The sequence below is a fragment of the Bradyrhizobium sp. F1.4.3 genome (assembly GCF_040548375.1).
In the GTDB taxonomy this organism is placed as follows: domain Bacteria; phylum Pseudomonadota; class Alphaproteobacteria; order Rhizobiales; family Xanthobacteraceae; genus Bradyrhizobium.
Map to the genome: position 1 here is coordinate 269,726 of NZ_JBEPRN010000005.1, position 24,324 is coordinate 294,049.

At 64.3% G+C, this 24,324-nt stretch carries 23 protein-coding genes; 13 read left to right on the forward strand and 10 right to left on the reverse strand.

All coding sequences use genetic code 11. The features are described 5' to 3' along the window. Nucleotides 1-95 precede the first annotated feature (95 nt). On the forward strand, nt 96-2,051 hold the full coding sequence (locus tag ABIB73_RS17790; protein ID WP_354225713.1) for a DEAD/DEAH box helicase: 1,956 nt from the start codon (nt 96-98) through the stop codon (nt 2,049-2,051). A gap of 119 nt (nt 2,052-2,170) precedes the next feature. On the opposite strand, the gene ABIB73_RS17795 is transcribed toward ABIB73_RS17790, so the two are convergent. Next, entirely contained in the window at nt 2,171-2,695 is a 525-nt protein-coding gene (locus ABIB73_RS17795; RefSeq protein WP_354225715.1) for a GNAT family N-acetyltransferase, read from the reverse strand. A 149-nt stretch (nt 2,696-2,844) separates the two neighbouring features. Between ABIB73_RS17795 and ABIB73_RS17800 the strand changes: the two genes are divergently transcribed. The 3 genes from ABIB73_RS17800 (at nt 2,845) to ABIB73_RS17810 (ending at nt 4,399) form a co-directional block, all read left to right on the forward strand. Beyond that, nucleotides 2,845-3,234 (forward strand): COG4315 family predicted lipoprotein, encoded by a 390-nt coding sequence (locus ABIB73_RS17800; RefSeq protein WP_354225717.1) that lies wholly within the window; start codon nt 2,845-2,847, stop codon nt 3,232-3,234. A gap of 173 nt (nt 3,235-3,407) precedes the next feature. Then, nucleotides 3,408-4,214, forward strand: coding sequence for a transglutaminase-like domain-containing protein (locus ABIB73_RS17805; protein WP_354225719.1), 807 nt, complete (start codon nt 3,408-3,410; stop codon nt 4,212-4,214). Further along, on the forward strand, nt 4,214-4,399 hold the full coding sequence (locus ABIB73_RS17810) for a hypothetical protein (protein WP_354225721.1): 186 nt from the start codon (nt 4,214-4,216) through the stop codon (nt 4,397-4,399). The genes ABIB73_RS17805 and ABIB73_RS17810 overlap by 1 nt, the downstream gene beginning before the upstream one ends. A 36-nt stretch (nt 4,400-4,435) precedes the next feature. On the opposite strand, the gene ABIB73_RS17815 is transcribed toward ABIB73_RS17810, so the two are convergent. Together ABIB73_RS17815 and ABIB73_RS17820 are read right to left on the reverse strand one after the other, a co-directional pair. Further along, complete coding sequence (locus ABIB73_RS17815) at nt 4,436-4,864, reverse strand: cupin domain-containing protein (protein WP_354225723.1); 429 nt, start codon at nt 4,862-4,864, stop codon at nt 4,436-4,438. 63 nt (nt 4,865-4,927) lie between these two features. Beyond that, nucleotides 4,928-5,482 carry a PAS domain-containing protein gene (locus ABIB73_RS17820; RefSeq protein WP_354225725.1) on the reverse strand — a complete coding sequence of 185 codons (555 nt, stop codon included), beginning with the start codon at nt 5,480-5,482 and terminating at the stop codon, nt 4,928-4,930. 512 nt (nt 5,483-5,994) lie between these two features. On the opposite strand from ABIB73_RS17820, the gene ABIB73_RS17825 reads away from it, so the two are divergent. Together ABIB73_RS17825 and ABIB73_RS17830 are read left to right on the forward strand one after the other, a co-directional pair. Next, nucleotides 5,995-6,753, forward strand: a complete 759-nt coding sequence (locus ABIB73_RS17825; RefSeq protein ID WP_354225950.1) for a rhomboid family intramembrane serine protease — start codon at nt 5,995-5,997, stop codon at nt 6,751-6,753. Between the two features lie 200 nt (nt 6,754-6,953). After that, complete coding sequence (locus tag ABIB73_RS17830; RefSeq protein WP_354225727.1) at nt 6,954-7,382, forward strand: CBS domain-containing protein; 429 nt, start codon at nt 6,954-6,956, stop codon at nt 7,380-7,382. 7 nt (nt 7,383-7,389) lie between these two features. Here ABIB73_RS17830 and ABIB73_RS17835 read toward each other — a convergent pair whose 3' ends face one another. Then, complete coding sequence (locus tag ABIB73_RS17835) at nt 7,390-8,421, reverse strand: patatin-like phospholipase family protein (protein ID WP_354225729.1); 1,032 nt, start codon at nt 8,419-8,421, stop codon at nt 7,390-7,392. Nucleotides 8,422-8,656: 235 nt separating this feature from the next. Here ABIB73_RS17835 and ABIB73_RS17840 point away from each other — a divergent pair, with 235 nt between their 5' ends. After that, the gene (locus tag ABIB73_RS17840) at nt 8,657-9,721 is read left to right on the forward strand and encodes an RgsD C-terminal domain-containing protein (RefSeq protein ID WP_354225731.1); all 1,065 of its coding nucleotides are present in this window, start codon (nt 8,657-8,659) and stop codon (nt 9,719-9,721) included. A gap of 170 nt (nt 9,722-9,891) precedes the next feature. Here ABIB73_RS17840 and ABIB73_RS17845 read toward each other — a convergent pair whose 3' ends face one another. After that, nucleotides 9,892-10,785 (reverse strand): LysR family transcriptional regulator, encoded by an 894-nt coding sequence (locus ABIB73_RS17845; protein ID WP_354225733.1) that lies wholly within the window; start codon nt 10,783-10,785, stop codon nt 9,892-9,894. 103 nt (nt 10,786-10,888) lie between these two features. Between ABIB73_RS17845 and ABIB73_RS17850 the strand changes: the two genes are divergently transcribed. The 3 genes from ABIB73_RS17850 to ABIB73_RS17860 all read left to right on the forward strand — a co-directional run bounded on the left by ABIB73_RS17850 (nt 10,889) and on the right by ABIB73_RS17860 (nt 15,867). Next, nucleotides 10,889-11,872: an aldo/keto reductase gene (locus ABIB73_RS17850; RefSeq protein ID WP_354225735.1), complete on the forward strand. Its 984-nt coding sequence runs from the start codon at nt 10,889-10,891 to the stop codon at nt 11,870-11,872. 237 nt (nt 11,873-12,109) lie between these two features. Further along, entirely contained in the window at nt 12,110-12,373 is a 264-nt protein-coding gene (locus ABIB73_RS17855; RefSeq protein WP_354225737.1) for a hypothetical protein, read from the forward strand. A gap of 1,031 nt (nt 12,374-13,404) precedes the next feature. After that, nucleotides 13,405-15,867, forward strand: a complete 2,463-nt coding sequence (locus ABIB73_RS17860; protein WP_354225738.1) for a putative bifunctional diguanylate cyclase/phosphodiesterase — start codon at nt 13,405-13,407, stop codon at nt 15,865-15,867. On the opposite strand, the gene ABIB73_RS17865 is transcribed toward ABIB73_RS17860, so the two are convergent. The 3 genes from ABIB73_RS17865 to thrS all read right to left on the reverse strand — a co-directional run bounded on the left by ABIB73_RS17865 (nt 15,853) and on the right by thrS (nt 19,923). Continuing rightward, nucleotides 15,853-17,121 carry a serine hydrolase domain-containing protein gene (locus ABIB73_RS17865; RefSeq protein ID WP_354225740.1) on the reverse strand — a complete coding sequence of 423 codons (1,269 nt, stop codon included), beginning with the start codon at nt 17,119-17,121 and terminating at the stop codon, nt 15,853-15,855. The two genes, ABIB73_RS17860 and ABIB73_RS17865, sit on opposite strands and share 15 nt — an antisense overlap. Nucleotides 17,122-17,184: 63 nt before the next feature. Next, nucleotides 17,185-17,748, reverse strand: a complete 564-nt coding sequence (locus ABIB73_RS17870; RefSeq protein ID WP_354225742.1) for a nitroreductase family protein — start codon at nt 17,746-17,748, stop codon at nt 17,185-17,187. A gap of 93 nt (nt 17,749-17,841) precedes the next feature. Further along, entirely contained in the window at nt 17,842-19,923 is a 2,082-nt protein-coding gene (thrS, locus tag ABIB73_RS17875; protein ID WP_354225744.1) for a threonine--tRNA ligase, read from the reverse strand. Between the two features lie 203 nt (nt 19,924-20,126). Between thrS and ABIB73_RS17880 the strand changes: the two genes are divergently transcribed. Together ABIB73_RS17880 and ABIB73_RS17885 are read left to right on the forward strand one after the other, a co-directional pair. Next, complete coding sequence (locus ABIB73_RS17880; protein WP_354225746.1) at nt 20,127-20,315, forward strand: hypothetical protein; 189 nt, start codon at nt 20,127-20,129, stop codon at nt 20,313-20,315. A gap of 91 nt (nt 20,316-20,406) precedes the next feature. After that, the gene (locus ABIB73_RS17885; RefSeq protein WP_354225748.1) at nt 20,407-20,790 is read left to right on the forward strand and encodes a hypothetical protein; all 384 of its coding nucleotides are present in this window, start codon (nt 20,407-20,409) and stop codon (nt 20,788-20,790) included. A 31-nt stretch (nt 20,791-20,821) separates the two neighbouring features. Here ABIB73_RS17885 and ABIB73_RS17890 read toward each other — a convergent pair whose 3' ends face one another. Both ABIB73_RS17890 and ABIB73_RS17895 read right to left on the reverse strand, forming a co-directional pair. Continuing rightward, complete coding sequence (locus ABIB73_RS17890) at nt 20,822-21,148, reverse strand: GrlR family regulatory protein (protein ID WP_354225750.1); 327 nt, start codon at nt 21,146-21,148, stop codon at nt 20,822-20,824. Between the two features lie 170 nt (nt 21,149-21,318). After that, entirely contained in the window at nt 21,319-22,641 is a 1,323-nt protein-coding gene (locus ABIB73_RS17895; RefSeq protein ID WP_354225752.1) for an alpha/beta hydrolase, read from the reverse strand. A 315-nt stretch (nt 22,642-22,956) separates the two neighbouring features. Between ABIB73_RS17895 and ABIB73_RS17900 the strand changes: the two genes are divergently transcribed. Further along, nucleotides 22,957-24,324 carry an APC family permease gene (locus tag ABIB73_RS17900; protein WP_354225754.1) on the forward strand — a complete coding sequence of 456 codons (1,368 nt, stop codon included), beginning with the start codon at nt 22,957-22,959 and terminating at the stop codon, nt 24,322-24,324.

Sequence of the window (24,324 nt, forward strand, 5' to 3'; positions counted from 1 at the left end):
CACCATGCGTGCGGCCGAACCATTTGCCGCGCATGCAGCTTCAGGTCGCGCGGCTCACTGTTCCGCGCCTGGACCCAACCAAGGTTTTCCTTCTCGTGTCATTCCCGACCACAAGTCCGCCGCTCGCCCGTGCTTTGGCCGAGCGCAACTACGATTCACCGACCCCCGTTCAGCTCGCCGTTCTCGCCGACGAAGCCGTCGACCGCGACCTCCTGGTTTCGGCGCAGACCGGCTCGGGCAAGACGGTCGCTTACGGATTGGCCATCGCAAAGGATCTGCTGGGCGATGCCGAGCGGTTTGAGCGGGCGGCCGCACCGCTGGCCCTGATCGTTGCACCGACCCGCGAGCTCGCCTTGCAGGTCCATCGCGAACTCGCATGGCTTTATCAGCACGCGGAAGCGCGCGTCGTCTCCTGCGTCGGCGGCATGGATCCGCGTCGTGAGCAGCGCGAGCTTGCCGCGGGCGCCCACATTGTGGTCGGCACGCCCGGCCGGTTGTGCGATCATCTGCGGCGCGGCCGTCTCGACATCTCGGAATTGAAAGTTGTCGTCCTCGACGAGGCCGATGAAATGCTCAATCTCGGATTTCGCGAGGACATGGAGTTCATCCTCAAGACCACGCCGGAGACGCGCCGGACGCTCCTGTTCTCTGCGACGTTTCCGCGCGGCATCGTCGCGCTGGCCAAGCAGTATCAGCAGCAGGCGTTTCGGATCGAGGTCGCGGGCGACGAAGGCGGTCACGCCGATATCGAATATCGCGCCATCCGGGTCGCCCCCGGCGATGTCGAGCATGCGGTCGTCAACGTGTTGCGGTTCTTCGAGTCGCCGAGCGCGCTGGTGTTTTGCAACACGCGGGATGCCGTCAGGCATTTGCAGTCGGCCTTGCTGGAGCGCGGTTTCTCGGTGGTGGCGCTCTCCGGCGAACTGACCCAGAATGAACGCACCCAGGCGCTTCAGTCGTTGCGGGACGGACGCTCCCGCGTCTGCGTGGCGACCGACGTGGCGGCGCGCGGCATCGACCTGCCGAGCCTGGATCTCGTTATTCATGCGGACCTGCCCAATGACGCCGAAGTCATGCAGCATCGCTCGGGCCGCACCGGCCGTGCGGGCCGCAAGGGTGTCAGCGTCCTGCTGGTGCCGCCCGTACGACGGCGGCGTGCGGAGGTGCTGCTGAATCTGTCCGGCATCGACGCTGTCTGGGGAACGGCGCCTCAGGCGGATGACATCCGCAAGCTCGATCACGAGCGCATGCTGAAGGACGCGTTGTTCTCCGAGGAGACGACCGCCGACGATCTGGTTCTGGCGCGGGCATTGCTGGCGGAGCGGTCGGCCGAGGATATCGCCGCGGCCCTCGCGCGGCTTTATCGCGCGCGACTTCCGTCGCCCGAAGACATTCTCGATCCCGGCGAGGCGCGTGGCCGGCCGCGTGACGATCGCAGTCGTGAGGATCGGACGCCGCGCGGTGATGATCGCGCTGCTGGACCGCGGTCGAAACCCGGTAAATCCTCGCCGCGTCACGGCATGGCGGAGTCCAGCGTATGGTTCCGGGCCAACATCGGACGAAGAAAGAATGCGGAGGCGCGCTGGCTGTTGCCGATGATTTGCCGTCGTGGCGGCATTGACAAGGGCGACATCGGCGCCATCAAGATTATGGACACCACCACCGAGTTCGAGATTTCCGAGCGGGTGGCGGAATCCTTCGCCGCCAAGATCAAGCGTCCGGACAAGGAAGACAATATCCGCCTCGAGCCGATGGCGGATGCGCCGCAGGGGCAGGCGCCTTCGGAGAAGCGGTCGCACGCGCCCCGGCGCGAGGCCGGCGAGGCAGATCACGGTGCTCGTCGAAGCGATCCCTCGCATGCGGCAACAGGGCCGAAGCATCATGGCAAACCACACGGCGAAGGCGGCTCGAAATTCGGCGATGGGCCGGCTTTCGGAAAGAAAAAGAAACATGGCAACAAGCCCGGCCACGCCGGACAGTCGCAGGCCGTCACCCCCTGGCCCACAAAAGCCGCACCCGGGAAAAAGGCAAAGAAGAAGCATCGCGGCTGATTTGTCGGCGAAGGTCCAAGGGAAGCGGAAGTCGCCAGTCCTTCGACGGGGCTGATCGACACCGGTTCGAAGCTTCTGGCTTCACGCCCGCGTGAGCCGGACCGGCTTGGGAAGGTTGGTTATCTAACAGAGCGTTGCGGACCAGCGAGATCGCGCAGCATGTAGGTGGCGCTCTCGCCATAGGATGCGAGCGTTGCACGCAGCTCCGCATTCGCCGTCACGGCTCGGAAGCCGAAATGCTCCCACAGCGATCGCGTGGCGTAGACCGAGACCAGCGCAAGCGCCGCGATGCCTGACGATCGTGCCAGTCCTTCGATCGTTGCGACATAAGCGCGTGCTACGCCGCCGCCGCGAAAATCCGGCAGCACGGCGACGTCGTGCACATAGAGGCAGTCCGCATCATCAGGCAGCCCTTCCAGGAAGCCGTCGAGCGGCGGGATCTGGTACTGCATCCAGGGATGCGAGAGGCCGTAGCCGACGATCTCATTGTTTGCGGTGAGCACGAGGCAGCCATCCGGGCAGAGTCGCATCTTCTCCGCGAACACCTCGGGGCTTTCAGGCAGATCGGGATGAATCCGAGCCGCGATCGTGCCGATCGCCGGCAGGTCGGAGACGTGCGCGTGGCGCCAATGCGGCTTGCTCATGTCGATCTGCTGTTCCGTCTCATCGATCGCAGTTTATTCCGCCGCGTCGCCGCGCACAGCAAAAAATTCTTTGGCAATCTTCGAGGAATACGAAGCGCCGTGCGGCGTCCTACCCCATGCAAGCCAATTGCATGACAGGAGACACCACCATGACGACATCCCCGATCCGCCTCGCGCTCACGCTCGCCGCATCGCTCGCGATCATTCCCGCCGCATTCGCCGCACCGCCGACCAAGACCGGCAAGACCGACAAGGGCGCGGTGCTCACCGATGCGAAGGGCATGTCGCTCTACACCTTCGACAAGGATGCGGGCGGCAAGTCGGCCTGCAATGGACCGTGTGCGACAAACTGGCCGGTGCTCAAGGCCGAGGCCAGCGACGCCGGCGGCGACGGCTACACCATCATCGCGCGCGACGACGGTTCCAAGCAATGGGCCTACAAGGGCAAGCCGCTCTATACCTTCGCCAAGGACCAGAAGCCCGGCGACATCACCGGCGACGGCTTTCTGAACGGCGCCTGGCATCTGGCGATGCCGTGATGGATCGCGCCTCCGTCATTGCCTAGACGGCGAGCGCGGCCCGTGTAATCCGCCGTGCGAGGCTCGCTGAACGAGCGGAGCGCTGCGCGGGACAGGCGAAATCCGGCTGACTGCCTTGTATTCGATGGTTTCGTAGCCATTTCGAGCAGGCAGCAGCCGGAAAGGCGTTTCGAATGAAGTTCCGTGTCGGATTCGAAATGCTCTACGATTTCCCGCAGCCAACGCCGATGATCATGGTGCTGGGCACGCATTTCACGCGCGCCTCGGATATCATCGTGCCGGACTTCCTGACCGCCACGCCGGCGGTCGAGATCACACCCTATCGGGACGTATTCGGCAATTGGTGCAGCCGCATGGTCGCGCCGGCCGGTCGCATGCGCCTTGCCGCCGACGGCGTCGTTCGCGACAGCGGTCTGCCGGACCCGGTGTTTGCCTCGGCCGTCGAACACAGGATCGAAGCGCTGCCATCCGATACGCTGGTCTATCTGCTCGGCAGCCGCTACTGCGAGACCGACCGGCTTTCGGACATCGCCTGGAAGTTGTTCGAGAAGACGCCTTCGGGGTGGGCGCGGGTGCAGGCGATCTGCGATTTCGTCCACTGCCACATCGTCTTCGGCTACGAGCATGCGCGCGCCACCAAGACGGCGTGGGAGGCGTACCAGGAGGGCAAGGGCGTTTGCCGCGACTATGCGCATCTCGCCATTGCGTTCTGCCGCTGCATGAACATCCCCGCACGATATTGCACCGGGTATCTGAGTGACGTCGGCACGCCGCAGCCCTGGGCGGTGGGCGATTTTGCGGGCTGGTTCGAGGCCTTCATCGGCGGGCGCTGGCACACCTTTGATCCACGCAACAACGAGCCGCGGCAGGGCCGCATCCTGATCGCGCAGGGGCGCGACGCCTGCGACGTTCCGATCACCCAGACCTTTGGCCCGAACGAACTGGTCAGCTTCAGGGTCTGGACCGACGAGATCGCCTAATGGCCGATCATCCCCCGCTCAGCAGCGATGAACTCGACTCCTTGCGCAAGGTCGGCCAGGCCGACCGCCAAAGCGAGATCCCCCAATTGCACTGGGAGCGTCTCGTGCACCTGGGCTACGCGATCAGGCGGCTCGGCGAACTCGAGCTCACCGCCGCCGGTACGCGGCTGTTGGCTGGACAATAAAGGCGGCCCGCTGTTTCATCGAACGGCGAGCCTGGTTCACGCAGTCGGCGCCGGCACCAGTCCGTAGCGCAGCATCGTCTCTTTCATCTTGGCGGGATCGGGTGGCGCGCCGGACGACAGGAGCGCGGCCATCTCCGTGAAATATTGCGGTCCCAGCACCCCGGGGCTCAGGATGCACAGGCAGGTCGCTGGTCCCATCGAACGGTTGGTAAAGCCGTGCACGATGCCGCGCTTGATGAAGACGGATTCTCCGGGGCCAAGATCGCTCTGCTTGCCATCGATCGTCCAGTTTGAGACGCCGGACAGCCCGTAGATCGTTTCGTCCCAGCGGTCGTGATAGTGCGGGATCGGCATCCGCGCATTTGGCTGCAACGTCATTTCGAGGACGTCGACGCTGCCGCCGGTGTCATCCTTGCTGTGCAGGAAGCGGAGCTGAAGCGAGCCGAAATTGATAATGGCGGACATGGCTGTTTCGTCCCGGTGAGAGAGGCTGGATCCAGGCGGCACTCGCTCACATCGAATCGAGAGCTACCTCAAGCCCTCATACACCATCAGCCCGCGTGCGATCTGCAATTTGCGGATGGCGCGCGGCAGGAGCTTCTCCGGCTGGTGCAAATAGCGCCAGGAGGTGACGGTGAACGGGCCAAGCGCACCGCATTCGTCGTCGAACGGCGCCAGCACGCCGGTGACGCTGACCGGCGTGTGCGGGCGGGCGTTGAAGGGGAGCAGCAGCAGCTCGAGATGCGCCTTGCTGCCGTCCTCGCGCGTGGCGGTGACGCCGGCGATGGCACCGAGTGTCTCGTCGGCGACGACGGTCGTGATTTCCTCGATCTCGCGGCGGCTGGCTTCGGTGAACATCGCCGCAAAGCTCTGGTCCTTGAGGTCACACCCGGCAAGCGCGCAGACGCGGGTGCCGGCGACGCGGAACGGAAAGCCGAGCTTCGGTTCGCAGGACAGAACGAAGATGTCGCCAAGCAGCTCGCGAACGGCAGACGGATCGATATCGGCACGGTCCGGCGCCCGCGCAATGCCGCGCTTCTTGTCCCAATACGCGAAGAACGCTCGGCTCGACTTATGTTTCATGTCTGAACGCTTACCCCGGGGCGCAACCTCTCGGGACAAAGCTGTCCCGCTTCAGTGCACCCAAGATCCCTGTGTTGTTGTGCAGGAGGGGAATTGCAGCGTCCATGCCGCGGGCGCGTTTTCGCGGCCTGCGGCGGTGTCTTTGCGTCGTTAACGTTAAATTAACTATGCGCTTTGCGCTGCCCGCGGCACTGCTATGGTGATCGCGGTCGCAAGCCTCGCCGCTTTCATCCAGGTTCTCGGCGAGGCCTGTACACGGGCGTCAAACAGTTTGGTCACGGGCCGCGGGGAGGGGTGGGGATACTCCTTATTCCTTTCGGCACCGGAAGGCCGACACGGACAGGCAGGGCTTTCCCAGGGCCCTGCCTTTTCCTTTTGTGCACTTGCACAGGGTGGGTAAAGGCGACTATCTCCAAGGCCTGTCGTCAAGCCTGTTGCTCCGATCGCGCCTGAAAGCGAAGCTCTTGGATTCCCCGCCACAACCTCCGCCGGACGAACCGGCCGTCATCGAGATGGCTCCGCGCGAGCCGATCCTGACGCTGCCGCTGGCGCTGACGGCCTATATCGTCTTCCTGGCGCTGATCCATCTGCGGGTGTTGCTGCCGCCGGAACTGGAGGACTGGACCGTCGAGGTCTTCGGCTTCATCCCGAAGCGCTACGATTCCTCGCTGGTCAATTTGCAGTTCGCCGGCGGCGCCGGCGCCAAGGTCTGGACCTTCATCACCTATTCGCTGCTGCACGCCAATCTCACCCATCTCGCCTTCAACGTGCTGTGGCTGCTGCCGTTCGGCAGCGCGCTGGCGCGGCGCTTTGGCGCGGTGCGGTTCTTCATGTTCCTGGCGGTGACGGCAGCGGCCGGCGCGCTTGCCCACCTCGTCACCCATGAGCACGCGGTGGTGCCGATGATCGGCGCCTCGGCCTCGGTGTCGGGCGCCATGGCGGCGGCGATCCGCTTTGCTTTTGTGCGCGGCAGCTTTCTGTCGTTCAGCCGTTCGGATGCCGACACCGCCGCCAAGGTTCCCGCGCTGCCCTTGTTGCGGGCGCTACGCGACAGGCGGATCGTCGGCTTCCTCGCGGTGTGGTTCGCCCTCAACGTCATTTTCGGCGTTGGTGCGATCGGGGTCGACAGCGAAAGTGCGGGCGTGGCCTGGGAGGCGCATATCGGCGGCTTCTTCGCAGGGCTCTTGCTGTTCACGTTGTTCGATCCCGTACCGCGTGTGCGAAGCGATGCTGCGGATGCGTCATCACAGGACATTTCAAGCGGTATTTGAAGCGGCGCTTGCGGCGCGGGGCGATTTCATCCATCATCGTCGCGAAGAAGAAGAATAAGAATGTTCCGAAGCGACAAGCTGGTAGCAGCGATGCTTCGCAAAGCGCCTGAGCGTGAAACCGGCGCCGAAACTGTTAGTTGAAGACTCGCGAACAAGCCCGGACCGTGAAAAGCGGACGGGTCCGATTCTGGGAGGCGACAATGACGGTACGTTCCATTCTCAATACCAAGGGCCACCAGATCATGAGCGTCGAGCCCGACGCGAAGCTGGCGGCCGCAGTCAAGCTGCTCGGCGAGAAGAAGATCGGCGCGGTGCTGGTGATGAACCAGAACCGGCTCGAGGGTATCCTGTCGGAGCGCGACGTCGTGCGCGTGATCGGTGAGCGCGGCGCCGGCGCGCTGGAGGAGCCCGTCAGCCAAATCATGACCCGCAAGGTCGTGACCTGCAAGGAGACCGACACGGTCGCCGAGCTCATGGAGATGATGACCACCGGCAAGTTCCGCCATCTGCCGGTCACCGACAACGGCAAGGTGGTCGGCCTGATCTCGATCGGCGACATCGTCAAGCGCCGCGTCCAGGAATACGAGTCCGAGCAGGAAGCCCTGCGCGACTACATCAAGACGGCTTGAGCCGGTCTCACTCGCTTGCCTTCGGCGCGGTGCCTGCGGGCGCTGGCGCAAGCACTTCGATCGCTTCCTGGATCGAGTCCAGCGCGCGCTCGGCGGCGCGGGTGCCGTGCGCGATCAGATCCTCGCCGCGGTGGAAGTCGAACCAGCCGAAATGGCCGACCCGCGGCGAGATCAGGAGGTCCGGCGGATCGCCGGCCAGCCGCGCGCGGGTGATGCGGTCCTGCATGATGTTGAAGGCATCCACCATCACCGAGGAGATGCCGGGCCGTCCGGCGCTGCCGAAGAACTCGCGCTTCATGGTCTTCTCCGCCGAGAACAAGCGCGGAAAGCGCCGCTTGGCGGTCGTCTCTTCGGGCACGGCCGCGACCGGTGCGGGGGGCATCGCGCCGTGCGAATAGATTGTCGTGGAATGGGTGAAGATGTCGCTGGAAAGATTTGCGGCGATGACGATTTCGGCGCCGAGCGCGCGGGCGGCCGAGACCGGCACCGGATTCACCAGCGCGCCGTCGACCAGCCAGCGGTCGCCGATCAGCACGGGCGAGAAGATGCCGGGCAGCGCATAGGAGGCGCGCATCGCGTCGACCACGCGGCCGCGCGTCAGCCAGATCTCGTGGCCGGTGCGGACCTCGGTTGCCACCGTCGCGAACTTGATCGGCAGGTCCTCGATCAGGCTCTGGCCGATCGCCTCCTCGAGACGGGTTGCCAGTTTCTCGCCGCCGAGCAGACCGGAGCCGGTGAGGCGGATGTCGAGATAGCCGAGAATGTTGCGCATACCCTGCAGGCTGCGCCCCCACTCTTCGAGCGCATCGAGCTGGCCTGCCGCATAGGCGCCGCCGACCACGGCCCCGATCGAGGTGCCGACCACGACGTCGGGCACGATCCCGTTGGCAATCAGGGTTCTCAGGATTCCGATATGGGCAAAGCCGCGCGCCGCTCCGCCGCCGAGTGCAAGGCCGATAACCGGTCGGCGGACACTGCCGAGCCCGACCTTCTCGCCATTGGAGCCATTCACGCTCCGACCTCTCAACATATCCAGCACTGAAACACTCCTACCTCGGAGCCAGCCTCATCACCAGACTAGGCACCGCACGTCCGCTTCGCCAGAACGGGTGCGAAGCATGGTTTATACCGTTCGGGAAGCAGCGGGCGGGAGTGTGGCGAGGACCGGCTGGCGTGAAACTAATCACGCAGGCGTCATCCGGGTTCCATGGGGCCGTATTTCATGGGATTCCAGAGGCTTGAATTTGCCGCGTTTTCGGTGAAAAGCAGGAGGCATGACTCTCGGGGGTGACGGCATCATCGGATGGCGGCGCAGCGTATTGCTGCTGCCGGTAATTCTTGCTGCATGCCTCGTCCTCGGTCCGGGGGCCGCCCAGGCCCAGCTTTTCTCCGACCGCCCCCCTCCGGTGCCGCCGGCCTCGGTGCCTGACCCCGGCGGAGCCGTCAGCCTGGCGCCGCCGTCCGGACCGGGCGCAGCGCCCCCGAGCCTGCCGCCGACCCTGACCCAGCCGGCGTCGCCCACGATCCCGCCCGCACTCACGACCGTGCCGCCGGCTGCGCCGCTCAGCGCGGCCGCCCCCGGACAGGCCGTGCTGTCGCTGACCGCGAAATACGGCAAGGACACCCCTGCGATCACCAGCGGCCTGGTCTGGCGGGTGTTTGCCGATCGGCCCGACGAGAACGGCACCTTCAAGCTGATCCGCGAGGACCGCAACGCCACGCCCAACATCGTGCTGCCGCCCGGTAATTACGTCGTTCACGTCGCCTTCGGCCTCGTCAGCGCGGTGCGCACCGTCAGCCTGAAGGCCGAGACCGACCGCGAATCCTTCGTGCTGCCGGCCGGCGGCCTGCGCATCGAGGGCCGCGTCGGCACCAGCCGCATTCCGCAGAACCAGATTTCGTTTGCGATCTACAAGGGCAGCCAGTTCGAGTCCGGCGAGCGCGCCTCGCTGGTGCCGAGCGTCGCCGCCGGCGACGTCGTGCTGCTGCCGGAGGGCACCTACTACATCATCTCCAATTACGGCGACGCCAATTCGGTGGTGCGCTCGGACATCCGTGTCCAGGCCGGCAAGCTCACCGACGTCACCATCACCCACCGCGCTGCGGTCATCACCCTCAAGCTCGTCAGCGACAGGGGCGGCGAGGCGCTCGCCAACACCGCATGGTCGGTGCTGACGCCGGGCGGCGACGTCATCAAGGAATCGATCGGTGCCTTCCCGCGCGTCGTGCTCTCCGAGGGCGAATACCGCGCCATCGCCAAGAACGAGGGCAAGGTCTACGAGCGCGGCTTCAACGTCGTCAATGGTGTCGACGGCGAAGTCGAAGTCGTCGCGCGGTAGCGCCGCCTCTTTTGTCCCGGACGCGCTGCAGCGCCTTTGCGCTGCTGCGCAGAGCCGGGACCCATCTCTCGGATCGGTATGTGGCCCCCATGGGCCCCGGCTCTGCAGCGCACCGCTGAAGAAGCGCTGCGCTGCGTCCGGGGCGCGAGAGTCGCCCGCCCACGCGCCGCTCACTTCCGATACCTTAACGCCTCCACCAGCACCGCAAACGCCGGGGTCGGCTGTCGTCGGCTCGGATAATAGAGGTGATAGCCGGCAAACGGCGCGCACCAGTCGGCGAGCACGCGGACCAGCCGGCCGTCGGCGATCTCCCGCTTCACGAGATCTTCGGGGATGAAGGCAAGACCAAGACCGGCCAGAACGGCATTCATCCGCAACAGGCTGGTGTTGAGCACCAGTTGCCCGTCGACGCGCACCTTCACGGCGCGGCCGCGCTTCTCGAACTCCCAGGCATAGATCCCGCCATAGGTCGGCAGGCGGAGGTTGATGCAATTGTGCTCGGTGAGGTCCTGCGGCTGCCTCGGCTTCGGATGCGCGGCGAAATAAGCGGGCGCGCCGACCACGGCCATGCGCATCTCCGGCCCGATCCGCACCGCGATCATGTCCTTGTCGACCTGTTCGCCGAGACGGACGCCGGCGTCGTAGCGCTCTGCGACGATGTCGGTGAGGCCGTAGTCGACGACGAGTTCGACCTTGATGTCGGGATAGCGCGGCAACAGCTTTGCCAGCGTCGGCCACAGGATCGTCTGCGCCGAATGTTCGCCGGTCGTGATGCGGACGGTGCCGGCCGGCGTCTCGCGCAGAGCGGTCAGCGCCGACAGTTCCGCGCCGATCTCGTCGAAATGCGGCCCGACATTGCGGAGCAGCCGCTCGCCGGCCTCGGTCGGGGCCACGCTGCGGGTGGTGCGGGTGAGGAGCCGCAGGCCAAGCCGTTCCTCGAGCGCGCGCACGGTGTGGCTCAGCGCTGATTGCGACACGCCGAACTGGGCCGCGGCGCGGGTAAAACTGCGCTCGCGCGCGACGGCGAGGAAGGCGAGGAGGTCGTTGATGTTGGCGCGGGCCATTCATGAGTCCTGATCATCAGTACATGCCGATTTTATCACCTAATCGCGGGTCCGCGCGTGGCTTAAGTTCGCAGTCGAACATGATCTTCAAGGAGAGCTTTCGATGCAGACGCGCAAACTGGGCAAGAGTGGTCTCGAGGTCTCGGCCATCGGCCTCGGCTGCATGGGATTGAGCTATGGCTACGGCCCCGCGACCGAGACGTCGCAGGCGATCGCGCTGATCAGGACCGCCTTCGAGCGCGGCGTGACCTTCTTCGACAGCGCCGAAGCCTATGGCCCCTTCGTCAATGAGGAGCTCCTGGGTGAGGCGCTGGCGCCGTTCCGTGACAAGGTGGTGATCGCCACCAAGTTCGGCTTCAAGGGCGGCAAGGTCGAAGCCGGGCTCGACAGCACGCCCGCCAACGTCAAGGCGGTGGCGGATGCCGCGCTGAAGCGGCTGAAGACCGACCGCATCGATCTGTTCTACCAGCACCGCGTCGATCCGGCGGTGCCGATCGAAGACACGGCGGGCGCGGTGAAGGACTTGATCCGCGACGGCAAGGTCCTGCACTTCGGTCTGTCGGAGGCGGGCGCCTCGAGCATCCGCCGTGCTCATGCGGTGCAGCCCGTGACCGCGCTGCAAAGCGAATATTCGCTGTGGTGGCGCGAGCCGGAGCAGGAGATCCTGCCGACGCTCGAAGAGCTCGGCATCGGCTTCGTTCCCTTCAGCCCGCTCGGCAAGGGATTTCTGACTGGTGCGATCAGCGAGAGCACCACGTTCGACCAGAGTGATTTCCGGAACATCGTACCGCGCTTCTCATCGAGCGCACGAAAGGCCAATCAGACTCTGGTCGATCTGCTGGGCGAGATCGCCGCGGCGAAAAAGGTGACGCCGGCGCAGATCGCGCTGGCGTGGCTGCTCGCGCAAAAGCCGTGGATCGTGCCGATTCCCGGTACCACCAAGCTGCACCGCCTCGAGGAGAATCTCGCTGCGGCTGCGGTGACGCTGTCGGATGCCGATCTCGCGGCCATTGCAGAGGTGCTGGCCAAGGTCGCGGTGCAAGGCGACCGCTATCCTGCGCATCTCCAGGCGCGAGTCGGCCGCTAACATCTCGCGTAAACGCCCGGTGAGCGTTCGCTTACCGGGCGTTCTCGACGTGTGTTCTGATTTGAATACCACTGTCAGCGCTACCAAGCTGTGCCGCATGGGGCGTGAGTAACACCGGCCGCACCGGCTTATTCCGGGAGCGTCGCGACTTCGTCACAGCCGGTGCAAGATACGCATTTCCGATAATCAATTTTGTTTTTTTCAGTCTCGCTGCGTTATATGTCCAGCATCCGCCCAATGGGGGAGGCCGGAGCAGGTCTGTCAGCCTGTGAGACCGGCAAGGAGCAGGGGACCAAGCCCGTCGGCATGTTCGAAGTGATCCTCACCAGGCGTAAGCGCCTTGGCTGGCGCTGGCAGGTGTGCGACCAGTCCGGCAAGATATTTGCCGACGGGTTCGAGCGCACCCGGCCGGCCGCCAAATATCATGGCGAGCGCGCATTGTTCTTCCTGTTGTCGCAGGCCTATCTACGCAATCGCTCCGCGGCGTCGAGCGAGGATTAGCAACGCTTCCGTAGTTCCGTAGAAGCCCGGATGGAGCGCAGCGCAATCCTGGGCCTTCGTGCCAATCGCGAGAATCCCGGATTACGCTTCGCTCCATCCGGGCCACGAGTCCACAACTCCTTGCGTTGCCCGACGGGCAAAACACCCAAACTGCTGGTCAATCCGCATCGTCAAAAATATTCCACTTTACCGAAATTCGGAATTGCGTATATTTCGCCTCACTCCGGCCCAAGGAAGAGGGGCGTATCGCGATCGTCACGAACGCGGGCCGGGCGGCGGTGGACGTGGGTCACATCGGCGCGAAGGACTTCGCAGGGCAGGCGACTGTGAGCGGAGACCTCGCGCACACGACCGGTGCGGCTTGCGTGCGGCAAAATCGTGTGGTCCTGGCGCCCGGAGTCTGTGCGCCAAGTCTTGCGGTGATGTGGGTGGCCCAACCGGGCGCGCGCATCAGTGATCTGCAAGGCGACGGGGGCAATAGTGCATCGCTCCCCGGGGAGAGCGCGACATAAGCCGTTCCAACCATCCGCGCAGGGAAGGCCGGGATGTCTCCGGTTGCCCTGTTTCCCGCTGTGCATTGTAGCGCAATCTGCTTCTGGCATAGCGGTCCATGGGAGCCAGCCGGCTCCTGGCCTTCCCTGCGCCCTCTTTCATTTCGGAGGGTGAAGTGACGAAGCAAAGCTCGGGCGAAACATGCCGCGAGAGCGCGAAGGTGTGTCAATTGTTGAGCAAGGTCTCGTGCCCCGGACGCAGCGCAGCGCTACTTCAGCGGTGCGCTGCAGAGCCGGGGCCCATGCAACAGCGGATGTGCAGCTTCCTGGGTCCCGGCTCTGCGCAGCAACGTCAAGAGCGTTGCAGCGCGTCCGGGACAATTCTCGGCCAACAAAACCGTCATAGTCTCCAACACTCACTAACCAACACCTGACTTAAAACTGTCATAATCGCCGAATGGAACCCGCGGCCGCGCGCTTTTTACAAGCCATTAAGTGGGGTTGCATTGGATGCGGCGGGAAAGTGCGTTGGGGACTGCAATGAGTGCCGCGAAGAAGATGCCGGGAAAACCGGCTACCGAAATGTTCGACGACATCCCAGTGCTTCAGCGCAAATGGCGCGCCGCGTTGAAGCCGGGTGAACGGCTGCCGCGCTACGAGGACGTCATGCTCGGCAGCCTCGGGCGGCTCGCCGACCACATCGCGCTGCTCAAGGGCGAGGGCGCGCTCGAACTGTCGCGCAGCGGACGTTACGTGCAGAAATGGCTCGGCGAGGAGCGCTGGGACATTCCGGTCGCCGAGCTGTCGCCGGATTGCGCCACTGCGCTATCGGAAGCGGCGACGAGCGCACTCAAGAACGGACGGCCGCACCAGGCGAGCGCGCATTGCGTGCGCGACGGCATGGTCAGGACGTACGATCTGCTGGCGCTGCCGACCGCCTCACGCTGGGGCGCCACGCTGGTCGGCACCTATGTCAACGAGCGCGGCGCGCAATATAATCTTCTGGATGCGATCTTCTCCTCGACCGATGACGCGGTGGTCTCGCTGGCAACGCTGCGCGATGCCAGCGGCACGCCGTTCGATCTTCAGGTCGTGCACCACAACAAGAGCGCCGGGCTGTTGCTGGGTGCCGCGAGCGGAAGCTTGCTGTGGCGGCGGATCGGCGAAGGCAGCACGCTGCTGGCCTTACCCGACATCATGGCGTTTTTGCTGAAGGCTGTCTCCGGCGGCCGCGGCGAACAGCTCGAGATCGAGCACGATGGCCGGCACCTGCGGCTGAGCGCCACCGCTTTTGCCGACGTTGTCTCGCTCGCGATCTCGGACGTCACCGCCTTGAAGCGGCGCGACGCCTCGTTCCGTCTGCTGTTCGACAACAACCCGATGCCAATGTGGGTGTTCGACGCGGAGACCAAGGAGTTCCTCAGCGTCAACGACGCCGCGGTCCAGCATTACGGCTATAGCCGCGCCGCCTTCCTGCGCATGACCCTGCCGGAGATCTGGCCGCAGGACGAATGGGAGAGCCACGCCGAGGCGCTGGAGCGCATCGGTGACACCTATCATTCCTCGCGCAACTGGCGGCATCTGTGCGCCGACGGCAGCGAGATCGAGGTGCTCACCTTCGGCCGCCGCGTTGCCTTCGACGATCGCGACGGCTACCTGGTCGCGGTGGTCGATATCACCGAACGGCGCAAGGCCGAGGCGCGGATCGCCCACATGGCGCATCATGACGGGCTTACCGATCTGCCGAACCGCGAATATTTCCAGGAGCGATTGAAGCGGGCGCTCGACCAGGCCGGGGGAAAACGGGTCGGCGTGCTCTATATCGACCTCGACCTGTTCAAGAACATCAACGATTCCTTCGGGCATCCGGCGGGCGACCGCCTGCTCAAGGAAGTTGCCGAACGCCTGACCACCGCGGTCCGCGGCGCCAATCTCGCCGCACGTCTTGGTGGCGACGAGTTCGCCGTGATCCTTGCGGCGGATGTTTCGCCGAACGAGGCCAGCGCCTGTGCGACCCTGCTGATCGACATGCTGAAAGCGCCTTACGAACTCGATGGCCAGGAAATGGTGATCGGTGCCAGCATCGGCATCGCGCTGTCGCCGGGCGACGGCACGACGTCGGAAGAGTTGATGCGCAACGCCGACATGGCGCTGTACCGGGCGAAGTCCGACGGCGGCGGCGTGCACCATTTCTTCGAGCGCGAGATGGACCTCCAGGCGCAGAAGCGGCGCGACATGGAGCTCGATCTGCGCCGTGCGTTTGCCAATGGCGAGTTCGAGCTGCATTACCAGCCGCTGGTATCGATCGCGTCCGACCGCATCTCCGGCTTCGAGTCACTGTTGCGCTGGCATCACCCCGACAAGGGCATGATCTCGCCGGCGGAATTCATCCCGGTCGCCGAAGACATCGGCCTGATCTCCCAGCTCGGCGAGTGGGTGTTGCGCGAAGCCTGCGCCGAAGCGGTGAAATGGCCTGCCGACATCAAGGTCGCGGTGAATCTCTCGCCGGCGCAATTCCGCAGCCGCAACCTGGTTCAGGTCGTGATCTCGGCCCTGGCGCAATCCGGCCTGTCGCCGAAGCGGCTTGAGCTGGAGATCACCGAGTCGATCTTCCTGGCGGAGACCGACGCCAATCTCGCGACCCTGCATCAGTTGCGCGGGCTTGGTGTCGGCATCTCCATGGATGATTTCGGCACCGGCTATTCCAGCCTGAGCTATCTGCGCAGCTTCCCCTTCGACAAGATCAAGATCGACCGCTCCTTCGTCAAGGACCTCGCGGATCGGCCCGACTGCGTCGCGATCGTGCGGGCGATTTCGGGGCTCGGCCGCAGCCTCAACATCACCACGACCGCAGAGGGCGTCGAGACCGAGGACCAGCTCGACTGGTTACGCGCCGAAGGCTGCAACGAGGTTCAGGGCTTTCTGTTCAGCGCGGCACGGCCCGCCGCCGAGATCGCAAAACTGCTCGCCGATTTCGGCCAGCGCGCCTCACGGGCGGCGTAGGTCCGGCGGAAAGGTGTCGTAGACCAGTTCCTTGAAGGCAGGCGTGATACGGCCGCGCTCATTCTGGGTCTGCTGCATCAGGACGTAGACCATGTCGAGCCTGGGATCGACGCCGAAATAGGTGCCGCTGCCGGAGTCCCATTTCAGCTCGCCGATCGATCCCGGCGGCGGCGGTTTTGCGTTGCCGGGATCGGTGCGCACGGCAAGGCCGTAGCCGTAGCCGAAGCCGTCGCCCGGGAAATAGAAATAGTCGCGCGCGACACCAGAGCCCGGCCCGATCTGATCGGTCGTCATGTCCTTGAACGCGGCCGGACTGAGGTAGCGCTTGCCGTCGAATTCGCCACCGTTGAGGAGCATTTGCGAAAAGCGCTGATAGTCGGTGATGGTCGAGAGCAGGCCGCCGCCGCCGGATTGCCATTCCGGATGGGCGAGACGCTCGTGCTCGGCGTCGAGCAGGATCTGGTCGCTCGGCAGCGGCCGTGCCATCCGCTCGAGTTCATCGGATGTCGTCAGCACGAATTTGGTGTTGGTCATGCCGAGCGGATCGAAAACGCGCTGCTTCAGGGCGTCGTACAGCGTCTGTTTGGTGATGATCTCGATGACGCTGCCGAGCACGTCGGTGGAATGACCGTAGCGCCACAGCGTCCCCGGCTGGCGCGCCAGCGGCAGCTTCGCGACGCGCTCGGCGAATTCCCTGTTGTCGAACTGGCCCTCGAAGATATTGGCTGCCTTGTAGGCCAGCTCGACCCATTTGCCGCCGATATAGTCATAGCTGATGCCCGACGTGTGGCGCATCAGATCCCTGATGGTCACGGGATGGATCGGCGGCACCAGGTCGAGCGCCAGCGAACCGTCGGGTTTGGTGACCTCCAGTCCGACCTTCGTGCCGGCGAAAGATGGGATGTATTTCGACACGGGGTCGGCGAGCGCAAGCCTGCCCTCATCAATCAGCATCATCGCAGCCAGGCTGGTGATCGGCTTGGTCATGGAATGGATCGCGAAGACCGTGTCCGGCGTCATGGAGAGGCGGGTCCTGACGTCGCGCACGCCGAACATCTTGAAATAGATCGGCTTGCCGTGCTGCTGGATCAGGATCACGGCCCCTGGCAATCTGCCGGCCGTGACTTCGTTCTCGAAGAAGGCCGTGATGCGTTGCAGCTTGTCGGGCGCGGGGGCTGGAATGTCGGTGGCGCGGCCTCGCGCCACCGTGCCGGCCAACATCGCGGCCCCGACCAGAAATTCACGACGCTGCATCCGGGCTTCCTCCCTGGTGGGGAACAAAGCCGCAAGACGTTCGAGCCGTCAACAAGACTTCGATTAAAACCGCGTCACGATCTCGGACAGGACGGGACGGGGGCGATCCTCGCTCGGCCTGGTCGGCGTGCCAATGTGGACGAGGCCCGCGAGTTTTTCGTCCGGCTTGAGGCCAAGCCCGTCCAGCACGTCGCGATCGAAGGAGAACCAGCCGGTGAGCCAGCAGGCGCCGTAGCCAAGCGCGGTCGCAGCCGTGACGATGTTCATGACGCTGGCGCCCGCCGACAATTCCTGCTCCCACGCCGGCACCTTCGGATGCGGCCTGGTGAAGCTGACGATGCCGATCACCAGCGGCGCGTCGGTGAGCCGTTTCCGCTCGGTCTCGACATCTGCCGCCGGCGCGCCCGGATTCTTCCGCGCGAAGACCTTCGCGATCACCTCGCCGGCGCGCTGACGGGCGTCACCCTCGAAAATGATGAAGCGCCAGGGCGCCAGCTTGCCGTGATCGGGCACCCGCGCGCCGATGGTGAGAATGGTCTCGAGCTCGGCCGGCGAGGGGCCGGGGCCGGTCATCTCGCGCGGCTTGACCGAGCGGCGAGTCTTCAGGAGTTCGATGGCGTCGGGCACTGCATTTACCTCTTCGGCTGGTCGTCGGGCGTGCGGTCCTCACATAGGAATGCACGCCCGCAACCGAAAGCAAGTTTAGATCGATTTCAGGGATCAGGCCGTGTCGCGCATCCGCCGAACGTCCGGCGGGGTCGCCTCGTCGACCAGCGCGACGATCGCCTCGGCGGTCGGCATCACCTTCTGGCCGTCGCTGCCGAGACGGCGGACCGAGACCGAGTGCGTCTCGGCCTCTTTCTTGCCGACCACGAGCAGCGCCGGGATCTTGGCCAGCGAGTGCTCGCGGACCTTGTAGTTGATCTTTTCGTTGCGCAGGTCGATCTCGACCCGCAGGCCTGCACGCCGGGCCTGCTCGAGGACCTGCTTGGCGTATTCGTCGCCTTCCGAGGTGATGGTCGTAACCACCGCCTGCACCGGCGAGAGCCAGAGCGGGAAGTTGCCGGCATAGTGCTCGATCAGGATGCCGATGTAGCGTTCCATCGAGCCGCAGATCGCGCGGTGCACCATCACCGGCGGTTTCTTGCCGCCGTCATGGTCGATGTAGAACGCGCCGAACCGTTCCGGCAGGTTGAAGTCGACCTGCGTGGTGCCGCACTGCCAGTCGCGGCCGATGGCGTCGCGCAGCACATATTCGAATTTCGGTCCGTAGAAGGCACCTTCGCCCGGATTGATCTCGGTCTTGATGTGATTGTTCTGCGACTGGATCTCGCGCAGCACCGTCGCCATCACGCGCTCGGCGTGATCCCACATCGCGTCGGTGCCGACGCGCTTGTCGGGCCGGGTCGAGAGCTTGACAGTGAGGTCGCCGGTGAAGCCGAAGTCGGCGTAGGTCGACAGGATGAGATCGTTGATCTTCAGGCACTCTTCGGCGAGTTGATCCTCGGTGCAGAAGATGTGCGCGTCATCCTGAGTGAAGCCGCGCACGCGCATCAGGCCGTGCATTGCGCCGGACGGTTCGTAGCGATGCACCACGCCGAACTCGGCGAGCCGCAGCGGCAGGTCACGGTAGCTCTTCAGGCCATGCTTGAAGATCTGGACGTGGCCAGGACAGTTCATCGGCTTAAGCGCGAACCAGCGCTTGTCCTCGGCCTCGTCGCCGGCCGACTGCGCCGCGAACATGTTCTCGCGATACCAGCCCCAATGGCCGGAGGTCTCCCACAAGGACTTGTCGAGGATCTGCGGCGCGTTGACCTCGTTGTAGTCGCCGGTCAGGCGGCGGCGCATATAGGCGATGAGCTGCTGGAAGATGGTCCAGCCCTTGGGGTGCCAGAACACGACGCCCGGACCTTCCTCCTGGAAATGGAAGAGGTCGAGCTCGCGCCCGAGCTTGCGATGGTCGCGTTTCTCGGCCTCCTCGATCTGCTTGAGGTAAGCGTCGAGGTCCTCCTGCTTGGCAAACGCCGTGCCGTAGATGCGGGTCAGCATCGGGTTGTTGCTGTCGCCGCGCCAATAGGCGCCGGCCACCTTCATCAATTTGAAGGCGTTGCCGACCTTGCCGGTCGAGGTCATGTGCGGGCCGCGGCACAGATCGAACCAGTCGCCCTGGTAGTAGATCTTGATCGGCTCGTTGCCGGGAATGGCATCGACCAGCTCGACCTTGAACGCCTCGCCCTTGTCGCGGAACACCTGTTTGGTCTTTTCGCGATCCCAAACCTCTTTCGTGAAGGGTTTATCGCGCGCGATGAGCTCGCGCATCTTCTTCTCGATTGCGGCAAAATCTTCCGGGGTGAACGGCTCGTTGCGGAAGAAGTCGTAGTAGAAGCCGTTCTCGATGACGGGACCGATCGTGACCTGGGTGCCCGGCCACAGCGATTGGACGGCTTCCGCCAGCACGTGAGCGCAGTCGTGGCGGATCAGTTCGAGCGCGCGCGGGTCGTCGCGGTTGACGAGCTCGATCTTCGCGTCGGCTTCGATGGGATCGTTGAGGTCGGCCAGTTCGCCGTCGAGCGCCATCGCCACCGTGCGCTTGGCCAGCGACGGCGAGATGCCCTTGGCGATATCCATGCCGGTGGTGCTCTTGGCGTATTCGCGCCGGGCGCCGTCGGGGAAGGTGAGGGTGATCTTTTCCGGCGGGGTCACGGGCCTGAGATTGCTGAGGCTGTACTGGAAGCCGGATTCGGACTTGGGTTGTTCAGACTTGAGTTGGTCGGACTTGGGGTCCTTGGACTGGTCAGTCATGGCTTTTCTCCTGAGGCTCACTCCTGCGAACGAGCGCAGGTAAGCGGGAACGAGCGATATATCAGGCGATTCGGCCCGTGCAATCCGGCATTTCCAAGAAAATGGGCGCACAAAGCTGCCGCCGTGCACCAACTATTTCGCGGAAGCCCTTTAACTGGCCGCGGGTCTCTAACTGGCCGCGGGTCTCATTTACACGCACTTGCATGGAAAATTCCCGTGCCGGCCGTTTAAGGCCAACCGCCCTGATGCTTGGCAATATCGTCACCGGCCGCTCAGTGCTGGCGCCGCGCCGGCACCATCGCGAATTGCTGCACACGATCGGCTTCGTCGTCCTGGCGCTGATCCTGGTGGTCGTCAGCCGATCCCGGCCGGCTGCTGCCGCTCTGGCCTGATGCCAGCGATTTCCTGTGCGCAAGGCGCTTGGCAAACCGCGCGCGAGAGCGCTAGAAGGCGAGGCATGGGGACCAAGGAGAGTTGACTGAGATGAGGATGATTCTGGCGGTTGCCGCGGTGCTCTATTCAGCCTCCGCGTTTGCGCAAGCCGACAAGCCGCCGATGGTCGGGGACAAGCCGCTGGTGCAGGTCAAGCCCAAAGGGGGCACCAAAGAGGCCGCCGCCAAGCCGGCTGCCGCCGCGCCGAAGGGCAAGCCGCAGTCGATCGCAGCGCGGCTCCAGGCCTGCCTCGACACCGACGATGGCACCAAGGACCGTCTCAACTGCTACGATGCGGTGATCCCGCCGACGCCGAAGCCGAAGCCGGCGAAAGCCAAGGGCGTCGCCGATTGCCGCTTCTTCAAGGAAGAGGACGAGCGGCTGGCCTGCTTCAACGGCTTTGCCGAGAGCATCCCGAAGCTACCCAAGAACTGAGTATCAGGACTGAGCTGCAAGAGCCTGAAGGTTAGTCGCTGATCCGGCTCAGCACGGCTCTGAAGGCAACGCCTGGCACTTGCAGCGCGTTGCCTTCGAATTCCGCCATGTCGCCGTCTTCGCGGCCGCCGAGCGTCAGCGTGATCCGGTCGAGCCCGAACAGCGCCTTGAAGGACGGGTCGTCATTGTAGCGCTCGGTCGAGATCTTGACCTTGATGCCGTCGCCTTCGCCCGTGTAGGTGCCGATGAAGGTGAAGGCGGAATTGCCGCCGCGCATCTTGCCATCCGTCACATAGACGACGCCGCAGCCGGTGCCATGAACCGTGTGGAAGTCGACCTTGTACAGTCCCTGACGCACTGCTTGTCCCCGCAAAATTCCAACTGCAACTTGGCCGACAAATTATGATCGTGGCCAGCGGAAGCAATCCGGTGGCTCCCGGGGATGTCGACCATCAACATCACATTTTGATCAAAGCCTGAAAGAATTACAGGCAGCGCGGCCAAATCCCGGCTAGCGCTATATCCAGGCTATCGGCTGGATGCAGAGGAACTGGTCGCCGCGACGCGCGTCAGTGCCAGCGCCGGCGTCGCCGACATCTTCACCAGCACGTCCTTGAGCGGATATTGCGTCCACGCGCGATTCACGTAGTCGCGGTGGGTGATGCCGTCGCCGGTTTCGACGAACACCACGCTGCCGGGCCGTAAGGGCCTATCCATGTCTTCGGAGACGCCGATACCCTTCTGCCGCAGCATGCTCATCAGCTCGCGATCGCGACGCGCGGTGTAGTGGGTATAGGAGCTGACGAAGAAGCCGGAGCGATGGCTCTCGATCCAGGAGGCGAACTTGTCCATTTCGCCATAGACCGCGTCGAGCAGAACGACGCCGCGGACGCGGTCGCTGATGCCACCGACCTCGAGGCTCCAGGCAGTCGGCAGGAAGCCGCCGCTATAGCCGACGATCACGATCGGCATGTCGGCGAAGGCGCGCGCGCTGTTGGGATCGCCAGTGAGACGGGCCAGATGCTCGGCCGATTCCGCCATGAAGCGCTTGAGGCCGCCAGGCTGCCAGAACTTGCCGGCGCTGGAATCGGCCGCATCAACCGCCATCTGCGGCGCGAGGAGCACGGCGTTGGCGCCGGAATCGGTGATCTGCTGCGGCACCAGCTGCCGGTCGCGTACATCGCGTTCGAGCGTCGCGCCATTGCCGTGGAAGAACACCACGATCACGCCCGGCTTGCGCACGTCGAAATGCTCCGGCACGTGCATCAGCACGCGGCTGTCATTGTAGGTCTCGTCCTGCCAGAACACGCGCCCGGAATAGCTGCGGTGGCCGCGACGGTCGCCCTTGGAGATGTTGAGGAAGGGCGCGTCGGAGGCGGGGTTGTTGCCGAAATAGGGGAAGGCCGATGATTTCATGCTGACGAGCGTCGTCAGGTCTTCGCGCGCCGGACGCTGATAGGGGACCTGCGGCGCGAGCGAGGCGACCTTGTAGGGCGCCTGCTCCGGTTGCTGCTGCACGGCGCGCTTGGGCGAAAAGTCCGACATCTGCCGTTGCAGGAAACTCTCGCTTGCCGAGGGGAAGCGCTCCCCGAACTGCGGTGCAGGGAAGCGGTCCTCGAACGTGTCGCCGCTTGCCACTTGCGGATTGGTCTTGGCGACAACCTGGACATTGGCCTGCGAGTTCGCCGCAAGCGTTGCCGGATTGGGCGCTCCGCCGCATTGAACCAGCGTCAGCGACATCGGCACCAAGGCTGAGATCAGCACGATCCGGAGCGCACGACCGCGCCGACCGGACGCCTTGGTCCGGTCAGCACGAATCTCTGCTCTCAATTTCGGAACGGCCCCGACCATCCACCCATGACCCCGATCCAGCGGCAATATTTAGGCTAATTGAGCCGACTGGCGTTTAGGCGACGTTAAGTGTCCGGAGAAACTTCCCCACATCCGGAACGATCAAAAAAGACCACGCAATCGTGTCGCGATTGTGGGAGGGGAAGGTGGTTTTCGGCGACCAACTACGGGTTTATTGCCCAGAAGCGTGCATAGATGGTGGCTAATTACCTATTCAGCTCGCCTCATTTAACCCTTGTTAACCTTGCTTGAATTGACTGGACCAATCTGCACGATGCTTCCCACGAGGCGCGACGCCTGAGGTTAAGGACCCCGATGACGGCATCAGATGCGGGAACCGCGTCCTGGACGGGCCGGCTGACCGGGCGCGGGCCCGGGGTCTCCGTTCTCGTCGCAACCGCCATCGTCGTTGCCGACATGATCGGGGTTGGTGTCTTCACCAGCCTCGGTTTTCAGGTCAAGGATATCCCGTCCGGTTTCTCGATCCTCGCGCTGTGGACCATCGGCGGCATCGTCGCGCTGTGCGGGGTGTTCTCCTACAGCGAGTTGGGCGCGATGTTTCCGCGCTCGAGCGGCGAGTACAATTTTCTCGGCCGCGCCTATCATCCCGCCTTCGGCTTTCTCGCTGGCTGGGTCTCGGCGACGGTGGGTTTTGCCGCGCCAGTCGCGCTCGCCGCCATGGCGTTTGGTGAATACGCAAAATCGGTCGTGCCCAATCTGCCGCCGATTCCGCTCGCCATCGGCGTGGTGTGGCTGGTCTCGATCGTGCAACTGACCGGCGTCAGGCACTCCTCGACCTTTCAGTTGATCTCGACCATTCTGAAGGTCGTACTGATCGTGGCCTTCCTGGTTGCCGGCTTCGTCATCGGCACCAAGCAGCCGATCTCCTTTGCACCGCAGGCCGGCGATCTCGCCCATATCGTCAGCGCGCCTTTCGCAATCGGGCTCGTCTTCGTGATGTACTCATTCTCGGGGTGGAATGCCGCGACCTACATCATCGGCGAGATGAAGACGCCGCAGCAAAGCCTGCCGCGGGCGCTGCTTGCGGGCACGCTGATCGTGCTGGTGCTGTACGTCGCGCTGAATGCGGTGTTCTTGTACTCCACGCCGGTCAGTGCACTGGCCGGTCAGCTCGATGTCGCCAGCGTCGCCGGCAGCGCCATCTTCGGCGGCATCGGCGGCCGGATCGTCGCCGCGATGATCTGCGTGGGCCTGATCTCCTCGATCAGCGCAATGATGTGGATCGGCCCGCGCGTGATGATGACGATGGGGGAGGACATTCCGGCGCTTCGCGTGTTCTCGCGCAAGTCAACGAGCGGCGCGCCGGCCTATGCCATCCTGTTTCAGCTCGCGGTCTCGAACCTGCTGCTGTTTACGCGCAGCTTCGAGGCGGTGCTCGACTTCATCCAGTTTGCACTGCTGTTCTGCTCGTTCTTCACGGTCGCCGGCGTCATCAAGCTGCGCATCACTGACCCCGACCTGCCGCGCCCCTATCGCGCCTGGGGATACCCGTTCACACCGCTCGTTTTCCTGCTCGTGACCGCGTTCATGATGTATTACCTCTTGACCGAGCGGCTGGTGCAGTCGCTCGCGGGGATGCTCGTCATGCTCTCGGGCCTGTTGATTTATGTTGTTTTCCGCAGGCGGCCGGTCGCCGCTGCCACTTCATCACATCGCGAATAG